This window comes from Leptothoe sp. ISB3NOV94-8A (assembly GCF_043421595.1).
Classification (GTDB): Bacteria; Cyanobacteriota; Cyanobacteriia; order Phormidesmidales; family Phormidesmidaceae; genus Leptothoe; species Leptothoe turfae.
The window spans coordinates 3,718,810-3,736,730 of sequence record NZ_JAXSQW010000001.1 but is presented as its reverse complement, the minus strand read 5'-3'; the positions used below and the strand labels follow the sequence as shown (position 1 = coordinate 3,736,730).

General features: G+C 47.4%; 13 protein-coding genes. 6 read left to right on the top strand and 7 right to left on the bottom strand.

Translation table 11 applies throughout. From position 1 onward, the window contains the following. Positions 1-413: 413 nt before the first annotated feature. A complete protein-coding gene (locus SPB21_RS15755) occupies positions 414-2,384 on the top strand; it encodes a sugar phosphorylase (RefSeq protein WP_499867098.1) in 1,971 nt (656 codons plus the stop codon). A 53-nt stretch (positions 2,385-2,437) separates the two neighbouring features. Here the strand turns inward: SPB21_RS15755 and SPB21_RS15750 are convergent, their stop codons facing one another. Next, entirely contained in the window at positions 2,438-2,860 is a 423-nt protein-coding gene (locus SPB21_RS15750; protein ID WP_499867097.1) for a hypothetical protein, read from the bottom strand. 824 nt (positions 2,861-3,684) lie between these two features. On the opposite strand from SPB21_RS15750, the gene SPB21_RS15745 reads away from it, so the two are divergent. After that, positions 3,685-5,937: an MASE1 domain-containing protein gene (locus tag SPB21_RS15745; protein ID WP_163698277.1), complete on the top strand. Its 2,253-nt coding sequence runs from the start codon at positions 3,685-3,687 to the stop codon at positions 5,935-5,937. A gap of 461 nt (positions 5,938-6,398) precedes the next feature. Here the strand turns inward: SPB21_RS15745 and SPB21_RS15740 are convergent, their stop codons facing one another. Next, complete coding sequence (locus SPB21_RS15740; protein WP_006515208.1) at positions 6,399-7,328, bottom strand: isoaspartyl peptidase/L-asparaginase family protein; 930 nt, start codon at positions 7,326-7,328, stop codon at positions 6,399-6,401. Positions 7,329-7,465: 137 nt separating this feature from the next. Here SPB21_RS15740 and SPB21_RS15735 point away from each other — a divergent pair, with 137 nt between their 5' ends. Both SPB21_RS15735 and SPB21_RS15730 read left to right on the top strand, forming a co-directional pair. Then, positions 7,466-7,762 carry a helix-turn-helix domain-containing protein gene (locus SPB21_RS15735; RefSeq protein WP_163667592.1) on the top strand — a complete coding sequence of 99 codons (297 nt, stop codon included), beginning with the start codon at positions 7,466-7,468 and terminating at the stop codon, positions 7,760-7,762. 600 nt (positions 7,763-8,362) lie between these two features. Next, positions 8,363-9,496 carry an ATP-grasp domain-containing protein gene (locus SPB21_RS15730; protein WP_163698279.1) on the top strand — a complete coding sequence of 378 codons (1,134 nt, stop codon included), beginning with the start codon at positions 8,363-8,365 and terminating at the stop codon, positions 9,494-9,496. A gap of 132 nt (positions 9,497-9,628) precedes the next feature. On the opposite strand, the gene SPB21_RS15725 is transcribed toward SPB21_RS15730, so the two are convergent. From SPB21_RS15725 to SPB21_RS15710, 4 genes are all read right to left on the bottom strand, one after another. Beyond that, a complete protein-coding gene (locus tag SPB21_RS15725; protein ID WP_499867096.1) occupies positions 9,629-10,267 on the bottom strand; it encodes a TVP38/TMEM64 family protein in 639 nt (212 codons plus the stop codon). 15 nt (positions 10,268-10,282) lie between these two features. After that, positions 10,283-10,882: a Crp/Fnr family transcriptional regulator gene (locus tag SPB21_RS15720; protein ID WP_163667601.1), complete on the bottom strand. Its 600-nt coding sequence runs from the start codon at positions 10,880-10,882 to the stop codon at positions 10,283-10,285. Positions 10,883-11,084: 202 nt separating this feature from the next. Further along, positions 11,085-14,045 (bottom strand): HEAT repeat domain-containing protein, encoded by a 2,961-nt coding sequence (locus SPB21_RS15715; protein WP_499867094.1) that lies wholly within the window; start codon positions 14,043-14,045, stop codon positions 11,085-11,087. Between the two features lie 147 nt (positions 14,046-14,192). Then, a complete protein-coding gene (locus SPB21_RS15710) occupies positions 14,193-15,413 on the bottom strand; it encodes a caspase family protein (RefSeq protein WP_163667607.1) in 1,221 nt (406 codons plus the stop codon). Positions 15,414-15,725: 312 nt separating this feature from the next. On the opposite strand from SPB21_RS15710, the gene ilvN reads away from it, so the two are divergent. Next, positions 15,726-16,256 (top strand): acetolactate synthase small subunit, encoded by a 531-nt coding sequence (ilvN, locus tag SPB21_RS15705; RefSeq protein ID WP_163671756.1) that lies wholly within the window; start codon positions 15,726-15,728, stop codon positions 16,254-16,256. Between the two features lie 55 nt (positions 16,257-16,311). Here ilvN and SPB21_RS15700 read toward each other — a convergent pair whose 3' ends face one another. Next, a complete protein-coding gene (locus SPB21_RS15700) occupies positions 16,312-17,517 on the bottom strand; it encodes a lipid-A-disaccharide synthase-related protein (protein ID WP_163667609.1) in 1,206 nt (401 codons plus the stop codon). A gap of 122 nt (positions 17,518-17,639) precedes the next feature. Between SPB21_RS15700 and SPB21_RS15695 the strand changes: the two genes are divergently transcribed. Further along, on the top strand, positions 17,640-17,849 hold the full coding sequence (locus SPB21_RS15695; RefSeq protein WP_499867093.1) for a hypothetical protein: 210 nt from the start codon (positions 17,640-17,642) through the stop codon (positions 17,847-17,849). Positions 17,850-17,921 lie beyond the last annotated feature (72 nt).

Below are 17,921 nucleotides of genomic sequence, written 5' to 3'. Positions count from 1 at the left end.
GGTGATTACCTGCACCAATATTTAGTCTCATATTCTAGAAAGTACAAGCGTTTCTTTCTCAGGTGCTCCATTTCTTCCCAGGAAGTGGAGCACCTGTTGTTATTACCAGATTTGCTGCCACACTCCTTGATAGCCCATATCCCCTTCTCAAAGAATATGCAGAGTTTATACCTCTGTAATGCCCATACATGGCCTAGGAGATTTTAAGCATTTCCACAAAAAGGTAGCATAGACCTGTCTCCTGGGCTCAATTTTGTAAGGTGTAGTTTGATACAAAATTTCAATTTTTATCAAGAATCCAGCGCTAATTTTTGGGAATGCTTGCCATTGTTGGTAAGAGTTCGATACACCTGAAAATGAGCCTATTGATAACTGGAGAATCTGGGCTAGTCGTCCTCTAAGGTCTGTATTTTATGTCAAGCTCTGATTTTCTCAAGAGAAAAGCCTATAGTGCTGCTCCAGACTATACATGCCCACTGTTACAGATTTCTTCAGAGCAACGACAGCGATTATTAGGACGACTGACCTTTCTCTATGGTGAAACAGCTGCTACTCAAGCTCTCCCTGAGCTAGAGCGACTGATCAAGGTGCACGATGCCCACAAAACACCTGGGAAGAAGGCAGAGAATGGTCACTTTAATCCTGTCGATAGATTTACACAACAAGATATTGCCCTGATTACCTATGGCGATATTTTGATCAGTGAATCAGTTTCTCCACTGGTAACACTAGCTGACTTTTTAGAATGCACGCCTGGTCTGCGCGGGGTATTCAATACTGTGCATATTTTGCCATTCTTTCCCTACAGCTCTGACCGTGGCTTTTCTATTACTAATTTTAGAGAGGTAGACCCAAATCTTGGCTCCTGGAAGGATATCGAGTCCCTAGGAGAACGTTATCGGTTGATGTTTGATGGTGTTTTTAACCATGCATCTTCTCAAAGTAAGGCTTTTCAGGAAATGCTGAATGGCAATCCAGATTATCACAACTTTGCCACTGCTTACCGTTCACCCAATGAGCTGACGCCTGAACAGCGAGAGATGATTGTGCGACCGCGCACATCGGATATTTTGACCCAATATCAGTCCATTGAGGGTCCCATCTGGGTCTGGACAACCTTTTCACCAGATCAAATTGATCTGAACTTTACGAATCCCAAAGTGCTGCTGGAGGTAATTGATACATTACTACTCTATGTTCGGCGGGGGGCCGATATTATCCGTTTGGATGCAGTGACCTATTTATGGGAAGAACCGGGAACGCCCTGCGCGAACCTGGCCCAAACCCATGAGGTGATTCGGTTATTTAGGGATGTCTTGGACATTGCAGCACCACAAGTTGCCTTAACAACTGAAACTAACATTCCCCATGAAGAGAATATTACCTATTTCGGTAACGGGTATGATGAAGCTCAGATGGTGTATAACTTCGCTTTGCCACCGCTGGTGTTATACACCTTTTACCGAGAAGACGCAACAGAATTATCCAAATGGGTACAGACTCTAGAGTATCCGTCGGATGCGATGACATTTTTTAATATTCTTGATACCCATGATGGGATCGGTTTATTGGGCGTCAAAAATATTTTGTCAGAGCAACAGATTAGCTTTATCATTCGATGTGCTAGAGAACACGGGGCCTTAATTTCCTATCGAACGGCTGAAGGAGGTGTGGAAGAACCCTATGAGATTAATTCCACCTGGTTTAGCGCCTTGAATTTGGATAGTGAATATGAGGATCTAGAGCTACAAATTAAACGTATGGTCGCGTCTCGCAGTATTGCTTTAGTTCTTAGAGGCATTCCAGGAATTTACTTGCATGGTCTCGTTGGCACCCGTAACAATATTGAGACGGTCCTAAAAACAAAAGTGAAACGCGATATTAATCGTGCCGTAATTCACTACGCAGACCTGAAGCAAGAACTGAAAAACCTTGACTCTAGACCTGCTCAGATGATCACACAACTCAGTCGACTATTGGATGTGCGGGTCAGCAATAAGGCTTTTCATCCCAATGGCGACCAAAAAATAATTCAAGTAGATCCGGCGGTTTTTGCGTTGCTACGGATTTCGCCTGACTGTGAGCAACATATTTTAACGCTAACTAATGTGACACCTCAGCGCTGTCAGATTACGATTCCACTGGAGCGATTAGGGGTGGCTGGCGTCTATACCCAGTCATCAGACCAGTCATCAGAAAGGTTAGACACGTCTCATAATGGATCTAACAAACCTTTCTGTGCAATTCCTCAGGATAATTACTGGTATGACCTGATGGGGCGTCGCGGTTGGCGAATTGTTGATGATACCCTCAGTGTTACCTTGGCTGCCTATGATGTAGCCTGGCTAATTCCACTGATTGAGCTAGAACAAATGATCGAGTGATAGGGAATGCTGTCTGCTGACTCAGCGTGGGACAGCATTCGTCACGTATGGGTTTAACCAGCTAACGGTAGTAATCTATCGTCATACTGTTTGGTAGGTGACGGTGGAGTAGAGGGAGAGTTGTCCGGAAAAATGCCATAAAACTTAGCAACAGCTTTTTTGACAGTTAGTGAAAGCAGGCTGCCGTTGTTGAGTTCATCAGAAGAACAAGAGCCTTCAGAGGGAAAGATGATTGGACTAGGAGAAACTCCCCATTCATCATGGGACCAGCACTGTAGGTAATAAAGTGCGCCCTCATAGGAAAAAGGGGTGTATTGAAAGCGAATATGTGCTAGTAACGGGCGTTGTTGACGATGCCTAAGTAGAACGCAACCCTGCGCAGCCAATGCTTTTTGAATAAATTCAGGAACGCTTTGCCAAGAAATTGGACCAGGCTGATTGGAGCATCCAGTTGCCTTACTGTCAACTTTCTTCATAGTGGCCTCACTCAATACTCGATATACATAGCATAAAGGATGACCTTGAGGATGTTATGAGGATCAGCTACGTATAAGTCCAACGATAACTTTGATAACTGGGCCATTTTGCCTGACATCAATGCTATCTGGCTCTCAAAAAGATTTTAATAAAGATTTTAGATTCTAGTCTAAATTGTTAATCAAAGTCTCCTTGTAGTTCTTAAGTGTAGGTGGTGCAGTAGTATGGAGGGCAGTAAGGGGGTCTAACCCATTGTGTTGTAATATTTTAGTAATGTGCCTGAGGTCTTGGTATTGGTTATTACTTAGGCCCCTAAGGGATTACTGACGCTTCTGCCTATTTCTGCATGTGTTGTATCTAACAAAACTCTTCTCAATTAAATTTGTCTCTCTTTTGCAAGTTTGCCTGGTGGTTTAAAGGTGGTTTTTGTCCTGATTTCACAGACTACTAGTTGTCAGGTGCAGATAGAATTGTGGCAAATGCCGCTTTCTTGTAGCCTTAACTGTCACCTCTGGGTCAAGGAATGAATTTGTTGAGATAAATGCGATTGCTGATTTAGGGGATGAACCGGTCTAAAGTCATTGCTATTTAACGGTGTCTCATAACTAAAATCATCCCGAGGATCAGCAATGCTAGGTAAATAGTACCTTTGCTACCCATTAATTGCCTCTTCACTGCCCCGGCATCTAAATAGCTACTATTAGCCAACACATGTATTAATGTTGGGTACCCTGACCTTACCCACCTGCATTTTTTTTAACGGGGACTACTGGAACCATTGGTTTGTCCCAGTGTAGCGTGAAATTATGACATCTACTGAGCAATGGCAAATGAGCATCAATGGCACACCAGTTATTGGGTGCGTATCGGCTGTCTGGCCGTCTGTTTCTTTCTCGCCGCCCAGCTATCCACCAACGCGCTGAATATAGAAGCGACGGCTTCGCCCCTGTGGCCACCGGCTGGCATTGCCCTAGCTGCTCTGTTAATAAATGGCCAAAGCCTCTGGGTTGGCGTTGCCTTGGGTGCATTTTGGGCCTCGCTCGCTGATCAAGCACCCTGGATCATGTCTCTGATACTCTGCTTTGGCAGTGCTCTGCAGGCGGTGGTGGGTAGTTATTGCTTACGCCGTCGATGGGAGAAAAGTTTGCAGCTATACGACTGGCAGCTGGATGATCTACTGACCTTTATCGGCTTTGGGGTATTGCTCACTCCTATTATTAATGCGGTATATAGCACTATTGTGGGCTATGGGTTTGGTGCAGTAACAGGGCAAGAGCTGGTCCAAAATGCTATCGTCATCTGGCTCGGAGATGGCATGGGTATTTTGGTGCTGACACCACTATTGTTAGCGATCGCAGCGGGTCGGCAACGGCAGATGACCCTCCGCATTGGCTCCCGGTGGGAGTTAGGTCTTTGTTTAGGATTGCTGGTGGCCGTCAGTGCCATGGTGTTTGGGGCACATACGGATAGTGCGATCGCAAAATACCCCTTAGAATACCTCCCCTTCCCCTTTGTAGTTTGGTCTGCCCTGCGATTGGGGTTGCGCGGAACTACCCTGGCCAGCTTCCTGGTGTCAGTCATTGCCGTGACAGGGGCCGTGCACCGGGGTGGGCCGTTTATTACGAAAGCGGACGGCAACCTAGAGGAAGCAATATTGCTACTCCAGACCTATGCGGCTGTGATTACCCTGACGGCGTTGGTGTTGTCGGTGGTTGTGACAGAACGTCAGCAAAGTCGAGCAAAATTAGCCCGGAGTGAAGCAAGCTTGGCTAACGCCCAGCGCATTGCTCAGCTAGGTAACTGGGATTGGAGCATCAGTCTGAATGAAAAAGCGCTTGATAAAACTGTCAATGCTGTGGTGACAAAAACGGAAGACAATACACTGTCGCCTCACAATAATTCTCTCATTTGGTCCAATGAGCTATATAACCTTTTGGGCTACCCTATTGGTTCGGTCCCACCCAGTCAATCGTTATTTCTAGAACGGGTACACCCAGAGGACCAGCGGCGGGTGGGGTTAGCTTGGAATGTAGCACGGACCCATCAAAAACCCTACCGTTTAGACTATCGGCTGATTTTACCCGATGGTACAGAGCGTACGGTGAATGAGCATGTTCACATCGAAACCGATCGGATTACGGGGACAGTACAGGACATTACTGAGCGTAAGCGGGCAGAGGCCGCACTACGAGAAACAGAGACGGTGCGGGCTACTATGTATCGCTATTTGAGTCAGGATCTGGCTGAACAACTACTAGATAACAATAACACCACCTTAGGCGGTGCGCGCCAGTTTGTATCGATTTTATTTGCTGATATTCGCAGCTATACTGCACTGACTGAGCGGCTTGCCCCTGAAGAGATTGTTGTTCTCCTTAATCGTTACTTTGAGACCATGGTGGATGTGATCTTTGCCCACCGAGGTACCCTAGACAAATTTATTGGTGATGCCATTATGGCGGTATTTGGCTCACCACTTCCCCAAGAAGATCATGCCCAGCGGGCAGTTGCCACCGCCTTAGGTATGCAACAACAACTGACGGTTTTTAATCAACAACAACAGCTACAGGGCTTGCCTACTTTGCAAATTGGCATTGGCATTAATTCCGATGATGTCATTACGGGCAATATCGGTTCCAGTAAACGTATGGAGTTTACTGCCATCGGTGATGGTGTGAATCTCACCTCTCGCATTGAGAGTGCTACCAAGTTTTATGGTTGCCCCATTATCATTAGCGAAAATACCTATGAGCTATGCAAGAAGACAGTCTGGGTGAGAAAGTTGGATTATGTGTGCGTACGGGGTAAACGGCAGCCGGTGCACTTGTATGAAGTGTTGGGATTGCGGTCACAACCCCTAAACTCTACTCAACAAGAACACATTGCTCTCTACGAAGAAGGCCGAATGCTTTACGAGCAGCGTGAGTTTGATCTTGCCATTGAAACCTTTATGACGTTGCTCCGTAAAACACCTGAGGATCAAGCAACACGGATTTATTTAGAACGTTGTCAGCAGCTTCAGAAACATCCGCCTAAAAAGAGTTGGAATGGTTCCTGGCAATTACAGGAGAAATAAATACGACTAAAGATATGCAAGGCCTTCATCAGAGTCGTCCTTGTGAATAGACATTCGCTATAATTAATGCTGATGCAGAGGTTAGGTGGTGATGTTTCCCCTATGGATTTTTTTAGCGATCCTAACAGCGTTAGGCTTCGTCATGTTCGTGAGCATTCGTTTATCTAATGAATCCCTGGCTCACGAGGGGCTATGCCCTGTGTGCGGTGGTGCAGGCGGGCCCTGTGAACATTGTAATGGCTATGGAATTATTGTCGATGCGACTAAAGCCCATTCGCTTCCACCTCAGGTGAGTGATAGTTCTCAAAAAACACAGAAGAGCTTGAGATAATCAAACAGAAATGAGTACTTTTGGAGGCTTGTCTCCGATATTCAGCTTTATTTTTATCGCTAAAGAACAATTTTGATTGATATTCAGTGATTTTAGTCACACTATTTAACCCTATGGATGGCCAATGGATTTAAGCCAACTTACATAGGGCTTCGCCGCCATGCTCAATCCAACCGTAAATCATGCCAGATGTTGAATGGCCTACTGCACAGTTGCCTGCTTGATCGATCACGATGACCCCCCCTAAACCCTGGACTTTTTTCACTAAGTAATCAATGCCAGCAGTGGCTGCAGCTTGGGCATCCAACTTTTGGAAGTAAACAAAATCCGCAATCATTTTGCACAGTACCGTTCGTTGGAACTGTTCTCCATAGCCGGTGGCGGAAACAGCACAGGTGTCATTATCAGCAAAGACACCAGCACCAACGATAGGGCTGTCCCCTACCCGCCCCCAGCGTTTGTTCACAATCCCTCCCGTAGACGTAGCGGCGGCTAGATTCCCGGCACTATCTCTGGCAACGGCCCCAACGGTGCCAAGTTTTTGGCTAGGTGTGGCGGCTTCATGGTCTAGCATCATGCCCCCTACCTTTTGAGCCTCACGCCATTGACGAACGCGAGTCTCAATCACGAAATAATCATTGGCCATGCGGGGTAAACCGCAAAATTTAGCAAACTCACGGGCCCCTTTCCCAATGAGCATAACGTGCTCACTTTTCTCTAACACCTGGCGCGCTAGGGCAGTTGGATTTTTGATTGAGGTGATGCCTGCAACAGCTCCTGCCTGGAAGGTTTTGCCATCCATAATGGCAGCGTCCATTTCTACTTCACCATATTCATTTAAAACAGAACCACGACCTGCATTATAGAGTGGATCATCTTCTAACTGAGCAGCGCAGTGTTCAACTGCATCTAGTGCACTGCCACCCGCTGTTAGAATACTGCGCCCACTTTCTAAAATGCTGCGAATACTTTCCATAAACTCTGTTTCATTTCCCTCACGCTTTATTTGTTCTAAAGCTCCTGCACCACCATGGATAATGAGAGAGAATTGATCTGGCATAGCTTAATAAAATTTCAAATAACTGGAACCCACTGTTATCTCACGCACTCAGTTATTAGCGCATTAGACTCGGTTACTTTGGCTACAGAAGTATCGCATAATGTAGTGGCTGAAGTCAGCATATCTAATTGCTAATCATGAATTTGCTCCAAGACTTGAGAGTGAGTGGGTTACCCGTATTAGAGCAATCCACATTAGATTTGGAAATAGCAGAGCTGGAGAGCTTGCGCATTAGGACAGAGTTAATGCTGGCGCTGCGGCTATATATTCAGGAACGACATTGGACATTGGATGAGGCGGCCCAAGCTTTTCGGCAGTCTTCTCCTCGTATGCAAAATCTGATCAATGGCGAAATTAGCCGGTTTTCAGTGGAAGATTTGATTCAGCTTCTAACTAAAGCTGGTTTGACCGTGCAGATGTCAGTTCAAACTTGATTGCTCCAACATAAGTAGCAATTAGGTCGTTTAACTGCTGCTACAGTCAGCAGTAGTTAGATCAAGCCCCATTGTTTTTTATTCTCTCCTGGCTTCTTAATGCCGGGAGAATGTTTTTTATATTTTTAAATCTTACTAAAGAGTTAAGTTTGATTTTGATCTTGGAAATCATTTGTTCGAAGAATATATAACAATTTTCTAAACAAAACAGAGTATTGATTTACAGGTTTTCTGTTCTCATGTCATGAAAACAAGATATTTTAAGGGCAAAAAAATCTGTTTTTTAGAGTGGGAGAAAAGAGCTTTGATTGGCTGATGATCGTGTCTTAATTGAGGTTTTTGCTGGATACGTTGAGTCTGAGAAGCTGGTAGGAGTGCCTGTGTGCAGTCGAGGCTTGTGCTCTAGAGATATTGATATCTCAAATTATTTAATATTTTACTATTGCATTAGTGATGCAGGATACTTCATGCTGATCCGTGGTTGGAGGTCGTGTTCTGAATCGATTTGTCTCTCAGACACTGGAAACATAGAGCAAGCGGGCAATCTTCGCAGTCTTACGTTAGTTATTTAAGTTCACTATCGCTCTGAGAATTTTAACAATGAAGATCTTTAACCATGACATCATGATGAGTACCCTGGACGTCAATCGGGGGGTTCATCTTTTTTCAGGAAGAGCTTTGGGCTTAAGCTCTCCAGGGGATAAAGTCCAGTTACATCCAGATTTGATGGCTGATTGGCCAATGTTGAGAGAGCACTATGCGCGCATTGGGTTAGAGCATAGTCACGATATTATTTGGGATGTTGCTTTTGAAGAGCTGGCTCAACAGTCTCCTGATGAAATCTCGGTCTATTTCTTTGGCCATGCGTTTGAATATGATTCCTCTGATCATAATCAGGGTTGTGCCAGGATCCTAAGGCAGTTAGATGGCGACTGGTACAAAGTTGTTGAATACATGAATTCTAAGAATAACTTTGTCGCATTGGCTCATCAACTCGGTGTTCCTGTTCCCCAGACTGAGTGTTTTGAAAGTCGTACGCAATTAGGAAATCTTGAAGCTTTTTCCTATCCTTGCTATGTAAAGCGAGCTGTCTCAGATCATGGTGTTGGTATTTTTCGATGTGAGAATTCTGCGGATCTGTTAGATGCTGTAGAACAGTTTCCGAAAGACAAGCCTTTTCAAGTCCAGGTGGAGATCCAGGCCTCTGCTTTTCTCAATCTGCAATATCGGGTGACATCGGAGGGATTAACGCGTGCTCTGGTGTCTGAGCAAATCTTAGACGGTTGTGTGCATGGCGGTAATCGTTATCCAACATTGCATCAGCCATGGCATATTACAGATCCCATGGCTCAATGGATGTTTGAACAGGGGATGAGGGGGACCTTTGGGTTTGATGTGGCGGTTGCGGATTTTCCAACAGGGCCACTATATTTAGCGATTGAATGCAACCCTCGATATAACGGTTCCTCGTATCCCACTGAGATTGCCGCTCGGTTGAATGTACCAAGTTGGTGTAGTGAAACCTTGCATACTGACTGTCGACAACTGGCGGACTTGAGTTTAGATGGCCTAGAATTTGACCCAATCACTAAAACAGGTGTTGTGTTAGTTAATTGGGGGACTATTCAGGCGGGTAAGGTGACTGTATTATTGGCAGGCTCCCCTGTACAACAGATGGAGTTAAGTCAACAAATACGGCATCAGTGGAGTCGTCAGCCAGTTGCTGTTAGCTAAAGAGTAAAAAACGATAATGCAACATTCATGGGTGCTAGACTCCCTAACGTTGGAGCAGTGAATGTTGCATTATTCTTCCATAGGACTGATTATTATGCGATTCAGTCTTTGGCTATGGTTGGGGCGCAAGCATTAGCTTATGGGCTGCTTGCGCTGTAGGAAGCCGGTTAAAAGTGCTAAGGCAAAGGCTCCTAAAACTGCAAAAACTAACAGTAATCTTCCTTGCTCTAACACGCCTGCCCCAAGTGCGACGATGGGAGGGTTCGAGATGGCAATGCTCAGGATAAGGGCTGGAATAAATCGTAACCAGGGTGCTTTTGTGAGGCCAACACTATAGGCAACAAAGTCAAAAAAACCTGTCATTAGAAAGGCTGTCATTAAGAAGAAGTTGCGTTCTAGGTGCCTTTGACTGAGGTTATCAACGCGGCTGATGAATCTTTCGCCTATCAGGCGTTGCACAAAGCTACGACCAAATTGCTTTGATAAAAAGAAACTCAAGCTGCAAGAGCAGAGATCGGCCAGACAGATCACCAAAAGACCCTGGGAAAAACCTAGTAGGCCCCCTGCCAATACAGAGTAAGCGGTGCCTGGCAAAGCGGGAATAACAACACTGGTAAACCTGAGGAAAAATAGGGCTAATGGTGCCCAAACGCCAAAGGTTTCAACGTTGTCTCGTAGCTGACTAACGCCATAGCGTTGAATGAGCCAAATAACTGCGATGGTTGCGATCGCAATTACCACCAGTTTTAGCCACTTTTTTGTCTTATTCATGGTTTAGCGGGGTGACTAATAGGGCCATGGGTTTTCATAGCGAGTGGTTGTTGGCGTCTGACGCACTTTTCTCTGCCGAGTTTTGGCAGGGCTCTGGGACTTGCTATTGCCGTTGCTAGCATTAGGCCTGGGGACTTCTTGCAGCGCATCCTGAAGGATGGGTGAGATTTTTGTGGGTTGACTGGCTTGTTTTTGATTACGCTCCTTATTAATCTCGCGAATGCGCCGCGACAGGAGCTTAATAATGTTGACAGCGATGCCGGGGGTTTCGTCGATGGCTTCGTATAGCTGCTGCTGAGTCAGAACCAGACAATCGCAGGCATTAATGGTGGTCACTGAGGCGGAGCGTGGTTCAGCATCAAACAGGGACATTTCACCAAAACACGTCCCCTTATCTAAGGTGGTTAGGTTTTGCGATCGCAAATGTACCCGTACTTGTCCTGAGACCACGATATAAAGAGAACGGCCCTCTTCACCTTCCTTAAAAATTCTATGATTTGCAGGAAAAGACAGCTCATCCATGATGGATGCTAATCGCACTAGAAAGTCGTCCCGCAGTTCTTTAAAGATGGGGACACCCCGCACGAATAGTAAACGATCAACGCTGGTGAGCATGGTGAACTTGGTTTAGATATGCTATTTGGTCAAAACCACACAGTGAGCACAGTTAAGCGGTGGATGGCCGCTCAGTTATGGCAGTGTAACCCTCGGAGGCAGTCGATGCAATACAGGGTAGTACATTGACCACATACATTATCCAAACCTACATCTGCTTAACCCTGAACATACCCAAATCCCACCGCCTCAAACTGTGTATTTATTGAGTGGCCACATGCTTTTCCAGCATTTTCTGGACTTGGTCAGCCACCAGCGGATCAGAGTCTTTTTCCATTAACTGCAGCAACCTGGGAAGGCTGCTGGGTGAAGCCATGTCTAAATAGCTTAAAGCGGCTTCTCGCACAAAGCTGACCGGGTGGCGGAGCGATGCCATCACATGGTCACCGCTTAGGGGCCAGCGCTCGGTGCGGGCTACATGAAAGCAGCAGGCTAAGGCCCAATCCGATAGAAAATGCCTTAGTTCCATGAGTTGGCGTAGACGTTCCTGGGGTTCCAGGGGCTGGTACGTGACCAGTGGATGGAGGGCGGCTAGCGTCGTTTCATTATTAGAATTAGATCGGTCAAATAGGGTGAGAATGGCGCGCTTTGCAGGAATGTTCAACGTATTGTCTAAAATCTCCAGACCTCTGGCTCGACTGGCGGCTGAGCCATCCAGGTTGAGCTCTGCTGCTTGAATCACTGAAGATGGGTAAAGAAACCGCAGCAGTAACAATATGCGTTGCATGGCATCCGCCTTCATATCCTGCAAAGCCCGTCGCAGCCATTCGCAGGTTTCTCCAGATGCCTTTTCTTCGGAACAGTCCTCCAAACAACTGTAGAGCTGACCAATAAACTGTAGCTCTTGATCTAACAAGGTTTCTACCCCTGGACGACCGAGCTGGTCAAGGGCACTATCAATATCCGTAGACCGGCGTAAGCCCTGCTCATCCAGGAGCTTTAACAAAATGCGTAAAATCCAGCGACGGGGGCCTCCCCATGCTGTCATCAAATTAGATGACAATAGGTTGAGGGCTTGTAGGGTGCCGATGCGGCCAATGACATTCCAAGCCTGGTGGCGTAAGGTTTCACTCTTATAGGGATCGTTGGCCAGCTTGACTAGCATCGGGAGGGCGTCATTGCCCAGTTCGCTCAGGGCTTTCATCGCCGCTTCGCGGGTGGATTTATAACTGAGGGCCTTTAGCAGTGAGGGATAGTGTTCTTCTAGCCGTGTGGCTGAGATCGCTTCCAACATTGACCGTCGTACCCGCAGTGAATCATCCTGCAACAAATTGGGCACATGGAGCCGCAGTCCTTGCATGTACTCGGCTTCCCCTAAGGCGCGACAGCCCATCACCCGCTCCCGTTCCTCCTGGTGGGTGAGCATCTGCTGCAACAGGTATGTGGCCCGCGCCCGCTCTGCTGGGTTTCCATGTCTGAGCATCATGGAAGCAGCCGTGCCGCGTACAGCTGGATCAATGCTAGGTTTCAGATAGGGCTTGAGCTGATGCACATCGCCATCTTGCTGGGTCAGCCAGACATAGCGGAGGGCTAAGGCCAAAATGGATGGCTCTTGGGAGGGGTAAATGAGAGCGTCGACATAGCCCGTAAATGTGGGATCTGGATAGACCAGCATGGTCTCCAAACTCTGCTGTTGCAGATTGGGGGAAAGCTCACTGAGCATGGGAGCTAACACTTCGCTGATGCTGCGAGGCTCAATCTGAGTGAGCAGCTCAATTAGGGAGCGCTTATCGGCTTCGGGGCCAGGTTTGTCTAAGGCTTCGATAATCGCCTGTTTTAATACCCGTAAACTGGCGTCGGAAAAGCTTAAAAGACCGCGCTCAGCTGTGAGTACAAGAAGATTGAGATATTGCGATCGCAACAAAAAAATGCTGCCTAGCCACAGTAATGATAGGCCGAGGGTGATGAACAAAAAGATGCTGCTCCCCTGCATCCAGCTAATGTGATTTGCTAGAGCCATCACCAGTAAAATCCCGATGCCCACTATGCCAATGGCGATGGATTCTGCTACACCGACCAATGATTGGATCTTGGCCCGTGGCTGAGCGGGAACCGGTTGAAACAGGACTGGGCGGCTGCTAGCCACAATGGTGTAGCGTAGCCATTCATCAATAAACTTCAGCAATATCAGGCCGATAAACAGTCCGGTTGCGCCACCCACCGCCGGTAGACTTACCACTAAGCACAGACAGCTGAAGATAGCCATTAAGGCTGGCAATAAACCTGCTGTCATAAACAATCCCAACCGTTCAATTAAACGACTGGAGGTAAATAGCTGGGTAAGCAATTCCATGAGGCCCAATACCCCGGTGAAAATACCCAGGAATTTGGCCATGGCATCAATGCTGAATTCTTGGGCTTCCAACTGTAGAAAATACTGATATTCCACCAAATACAGAAGCATTTGGGCGATCACAAAAAAGCTCAGTAAAAGCAGCACATAACGGCGAATGAGCTTACGCAACCGTCTGGCTGAAAAATTGGCATTGGACAGTTCCACTGTCCGGCGTTTGGAGTCTGGGAAGGCATGTTCATAGGTTTTGCTGATGTAGAACAGCACGCCTGTTGCCACCAGCATGATGCCAAGTACCAGATAGACAACATTGTTGACATCTAAAACCGTCAGGAGGGCAAACAGGGTAAACCCGCTGAGGATGTCGGCCACCAAATTGCCACTGCTGATCAGGGGGAAGGTGCGTTTAATCTCGCGGATATTAAACAGCTGATTGGCTAATACGGATAAATTCAGCTCGTTCAGGTTAGTGATGGCCTCCATCCACAGACGCAGTGCAAAAATGGTGGGGGCGGCCCAAACCTCAACGCCTAACCCAATGCGAAATAGGCCAATGGGTAAGGTCATTAATAGGGCAATCAACACAATCACCTGGCGCAGGGGTAGCAGACGCTGTAGCCAAGAATAGACGCTGCCTAAACTTACCCCTACCAATGCCGTAAACAAATAGATCAGCGGTAGTGTTTTGGCTCCATACTTGTCTAGAAATAATGCTGCCGAACTGACCTCCAGCCACATAATCCCCATGGACATGAAGGTATAGAAGGTAAACAGCAGCAGGGTGCGATGGCCTTCTTCAGGGCGCAGGTTCAGTGCCGTAAAAATTTTCTGGAGCCACTGGGGCTGGGAATATGAGAAATCTGACTGCATGGTCAAACAGGACGGCTAAACAGAGCCGATGGTGATCATGCCAAAGACGCTACCGGATCATCTGGCAATCATCAATAGCAAATTGACGTGATCGATTGAACTATATTGCCCATACAGTCCAAATGAGGGGAATCTTTAAATGTCGATCTAGCTGTTGTAATAGTCCTGACCGTTACGACCATTGGGGACATGGGCAGGCAGTTTTGGCTGTTGATCATCAATGGGGGTTAACCAGCGGGGCAAGGTTTGCAGGTGCCCTGCAGAGCCTGGGTGGGTCATGGCCTGGGCTTCAATGGCGCACACATCTTCGTAACTCAGGGCAAGCTCACTCTGAAGATGCTGTAGCCACTTTTTTAGCGGTTTGCCCAAGGGGTTTTCCAGTTCTAAAGCGGCTAGCATGGCCTGTCGATAGCGATCGCAACTGTCCTTATGGTGGGCGTAGGGAGCCATCACATTGGCTTCAATTTCTTGGCTCTGGTAAACGCTAATGCCCAGCTGATGGCGTAGAAATTCTAAAATGTTGCGGCTGGCGGGTGGAATATGGCCCTGATGGCGGTGGGCATATTCCTCAAGGCTACTGCGATATTCCCGTTCAGGAGAATAGGGAGGAACGGCTAGCAGTGGGGTGTCGGCTGTTTCGTTGTGGGTGTAGAGAGCAATGGGAAAGATGTCCGTATGGCTCTCACTGAGTGCCCGCGCCAGGTAAGTTTGTAAGTCATCGATGGAGATACCCCCATCGGCATCCGTATCGGCTAATCCTGTGGTAATCCCCTCAATCAAATAGTGAGTGTAGAGAGATAGACCTAAATCGACGGTGGGCCAAGGGTTAGCGGAGCTCGCTAAGGCTGTGAGCAGGGCACAGTTGCAGTCTGCCAAATGGGGCATTGGTAAGTGACCGTTGGGAGACATTCCCCCTTGTAGCATAGTTGGATTATCAATGTTGCTTTGGGGTAAAGAACTCCAAAGACAATCTAGTATCATGACTCGATTAAGCCCCTCCTGTAGTGACGGTAGGGCCTGGCGAATATAGTCACTGGAGATGGCTGTGGTAGCAACGGCATGGGGGTCAGTGTCGCTGGCGGGCAGATAAATAGCCCCCGTGCGGGGATCAAGCACACCATAGCCAGTGTAGTAAATCAGACAGAGATCATCGTGACGGCAGCGATAGGTCATCAGCGCAATGGCGTGGCGCATCTGTCGCAGATTGGGGTTGATTAGGGTGATGATCTGATCATCCCGCAGCCCCTCTAAATCAACTAATAGCGCTTTCCTGAGGGCAGTGACGTTTGCGATCGCAGGAGACTCTTCCATAGTGTCTATAGCCAATTCATCCGTGCTTACCGCGATCAGCAATATGTGTTTGCCCATATCTCCCAATCTCCCTAAAGGGTTGAATAAACAGCGTTTTAGGTCTGTTAGTAATGCTGTTATTTGAAATATTTCTGAAATGTTTCTGTTTAATTGCCTGTTTTGCCCGTATGTATAAAAATTTTCGAGGGACATTCTCACTTTCCGGGATGCTTCACCTTAAGAAACCTAGTTTCTTAAATTGGTTTCTTGAAGTTGATGTGTTCGAAGGTAGGGTTCTGGAATAAAATAATGGGCCACCCCCATTGCTGGGGGCTACCCCATGATTGGGGCTACCCCATGATTGGATCCATCTCCATCACTGTTCCTCCCATGAAACACACCCTTTCTGTTTTGGTCGAAGATGAAGCAGGCGTTCTGACTCGCATTGCTGGATTGTTTGCCCGCCGTGGTTTCAACATCGAGAGTCTGGCTGTCGGACCGGCTGAACAGGCAGGTATCTCTCGCATCACCATGGTGGTGCCAGGAGATGACGGTGTCATTGAGCAATTGACCAAGCAGCTCTACAAGCTCATCAATGTGCTCAAGGTGAACGACATTACTGAGAAGCCCTGTGTTGAGCGCGAGCTGATGTTGCTAAAGGTCAATGCAACTAGCAGCACGCGGGCTGAGATTATCAATTTTGCCCAAATTTTCCGGGCTCGTGTGGTGGACGTTTCAGACGAGTCGCTGACCATTGAAGTGGTTGGCGATCCAGGCAAAATGGTGGCTATTGTTCAGGTATTAGATCGCTTTGGTGTGCGTGAGATTGCCCGCACTGGCAAAATTGCCCTCACCCGTGAGTCTGGAGTCAACACGGAATACCTGAAAGCCAAAGCACCCATGAGTGCAGTCATCGGTTAGATGGTGCAAACCGTAGGGGCGCATACGCCTATAACCTGCGCCCTTGCCCCTTGATTTAGGCAGCCAATAGCAGTTTTTTGAGCAAAATTTCAGCAATACGCTTGCCCGCTCCGGGAGGACCCATGCGGTGCAAGCCATTTTTATAAATGATAGCCTGGCGTTCTGGGTCATTTAAGATGGCGGTGAGCATTTGGTTGATCTGGCTTGGGTGCTCCACCAGGGTGACCGATGGGCCAAGGTGGCGAGCCTGGGCTTGGGCAAAACTTAGGGTGAATTGAGGGCCATTGCCCGGCAGGGTGAGTACGGGTTTACCTAAGCCAACAAACTGTTCGGTGGCCGTACCGGCGGTTGCGATCGCAACGTTAGCCTGATAGGCATAATCCACAAATAACCCCTGATCAAGCTGTAGCCTATGCTGACCTCGTTGATGGTCCTGTCCTGTAAACTGCCAACCATAATGAGTGAGCGTTTCCGTCAGCATTTCCATATCTAAGCTGGGCGCAGCGGCGGTCAAAAAAGTGGTTGGCTCATGTCTATGGCGAGTCAGGTCATCCACACCCTGGAGTAACCGCTGCCAATTTTCATAGGCTTCAGGTACACGGGAACCCGGCAATAACAAAACAGTTAGACCTTGTTGGTGGACCTGTTGACTGGTAGGAATGGCAAACCCATCCATCATCGGGTTGCCTGCATCATAGGCTTCTACGGCCCAGCGATGTAATCGTTGAGTGGTAATACCATCGCGGGGGAATACACAGGCACTACGTTTCATTAGCCAGCGCTCCCAAGGCATGTAAACGCAGGTCCGTTGAAAGTCCAGGACGTCAAGCAACGTTGATTTTACTAGGCATGTGCCCTGCTCGTCCCGCACGTGGTATTCAGACTTGGCAGTGCCAACGAATCCATATGAATGGCGGCTGAGCCAACCAAATAGTAGCGGCACGATATCCCCTACCGCCAGCACCACATCATCTGGATTCAGCCACTTTCCCATAGCCCGTAGCTGCGCAATCGTCAGCTGAAGCAACCCCCCCTGCAAATCCCGAGCCAGCTGCTGACTGTCCATATATATAAAGCCACCGGAGGGCATTTTCTTCGTGGGGCCAATAATTTCAATGCCTAATTTCTGATATTGCCGACCCTCACCCACAATGGGTAAGGCTGCCATCTTTAGATGAGGGGCTAACCCTTGCAGAGCCTGCAAAATTCTGATGGCGATCAGATCTTCCCCGTGCCCATTACTGATACAAAGTAGCCTCATGACAGCGACCAACCCTGAGTTAAGTCGGCTTGTCTGTGAGAAAACTTGTCAAAATTAAACATCAACCCTGGCATGTAATAGTGATAATGGAAACGAGAATGTTAAAACAATATTAAAATTGCATGTCTCCTTTTCTGCTTCGTCAACTTTGGTCTGTGATTGATGCCGCCCACAGCAACTATATTCTCAGCCTAGACGATCAGGGGCTGACCAACTGGGTGATAGAGCAGCTATGTTATCAGTCTCCTCTAGATACAGTTGAATTGAGCCAGGTCAACCACTACATTCGCTCTAAGCTTCCCCTAATTCGAGATATTGCTCAGAATGAATAAACTTTCAGTCATTTTTGTCTGGTAGGAATTAGAGATTCTCATAGTAATAGACTTCATTTCCTAGCATGATTT

What these genes read in the sequence shown, in the direction of transcription:
- SPB21_RS15755 (WP_499867098.1), top strand. Translation starts at nt 414, where the DNA reads ATGTCAAGCTCTGATTTTCTCAAGAGAAAAGCCTATAGTGCTGCTCCA.
- SPB21_RS15750 (WP_499867097.1), bottom strand. Translation starts at nt 2,860, where the DNA reads ATGAAGAAAGTTGACAGTAAGGCAACTGGATGCTCCAATCAGCCTGGT.
- SPB21_RS15745 (WP_163698277.1), top strand. Translation starts at nt 3,685, where the DNA reads ATGGCAAATGAGCATCAATGGCACACCAGTTATTGGGTGCGTATCGGC.
- SPB21_RS15740 (WP_006515208.1), bottom strand. Translation starts at nt 7,328, where the DNA reads ATGCCAGATCAATTCTCTCTCATTATCCATGGTGGTGCAGGAGCTTTA.
- SPB21_RS15735 (WP_163667592.1), top strand. Translation starts at nt 7,466, where the DNA reads ATGAATTTGCTCCAAGACTTGAGAGTGAGTGGGTTACCCGTATTAGAG.
- SPB21_RS15730 (WP_163698279.1), top strand. Translation starts at nt 8,363, where the DNA reads ATGAAGATCTTTAACCATGACATCATGATGAGTACCCTGGACGTCAAT.
- SPB21_RS15725 (WP_499867096.1), bottom strand. Translation starts at nt 10,267, where the DNA reads ATGAATAAGACAAAAAAGTGGCTAAAACTGGTGGTAATTGCGATCGCA.
- SPB21_RS15720 (WP_163667601.1), bottom strand. Translation starts at nt 10,882, where the DNA reads ATGCTCACCAGCGTTGATCGTTTACTATTCGTGCGGGGTGTCCCCATC.
- SPB21_RS15715 (WP_499867094.1), bottom strand. Translation starts at nt 14,045, where the DNA reads ATGCAGTCAGATTTCTCATATTCCCAGCCCCAGTGGCTCCAGAAAATT.
- SPB21_RS15710 (WP_163667607.1), bottom strand. Translation starts at nt 15,413, where the DNA reads ATGGGCAAACACATATTGCTGATCGCGGTAAGCACGGATGAATTGGCT.
- ilvN (WP_163671756.1), top strand. Translation starts at nt 15,726, where the DNA reads ATGAAACACACCCTTTCTGTTTTGGTCGAAGATGAAGCAGGCGTTCTG.
- SPB21_RS15700 (WP_163667609.1), bottom strand. Translation starts at nt 17,517, where the DNA reads ATGAGGCTACTTTGTATCAGTAATGGGCACGGGGAAGATCTGATCGCC.
- SPB21_RS15695 (WP_499867093.1), top strand. Translation starts at nt 17,640, where the DNA reads ATGTCTCCTTTTCTGCTTCGTCAACTTTGGTCTGTGATTGATGCCGCC.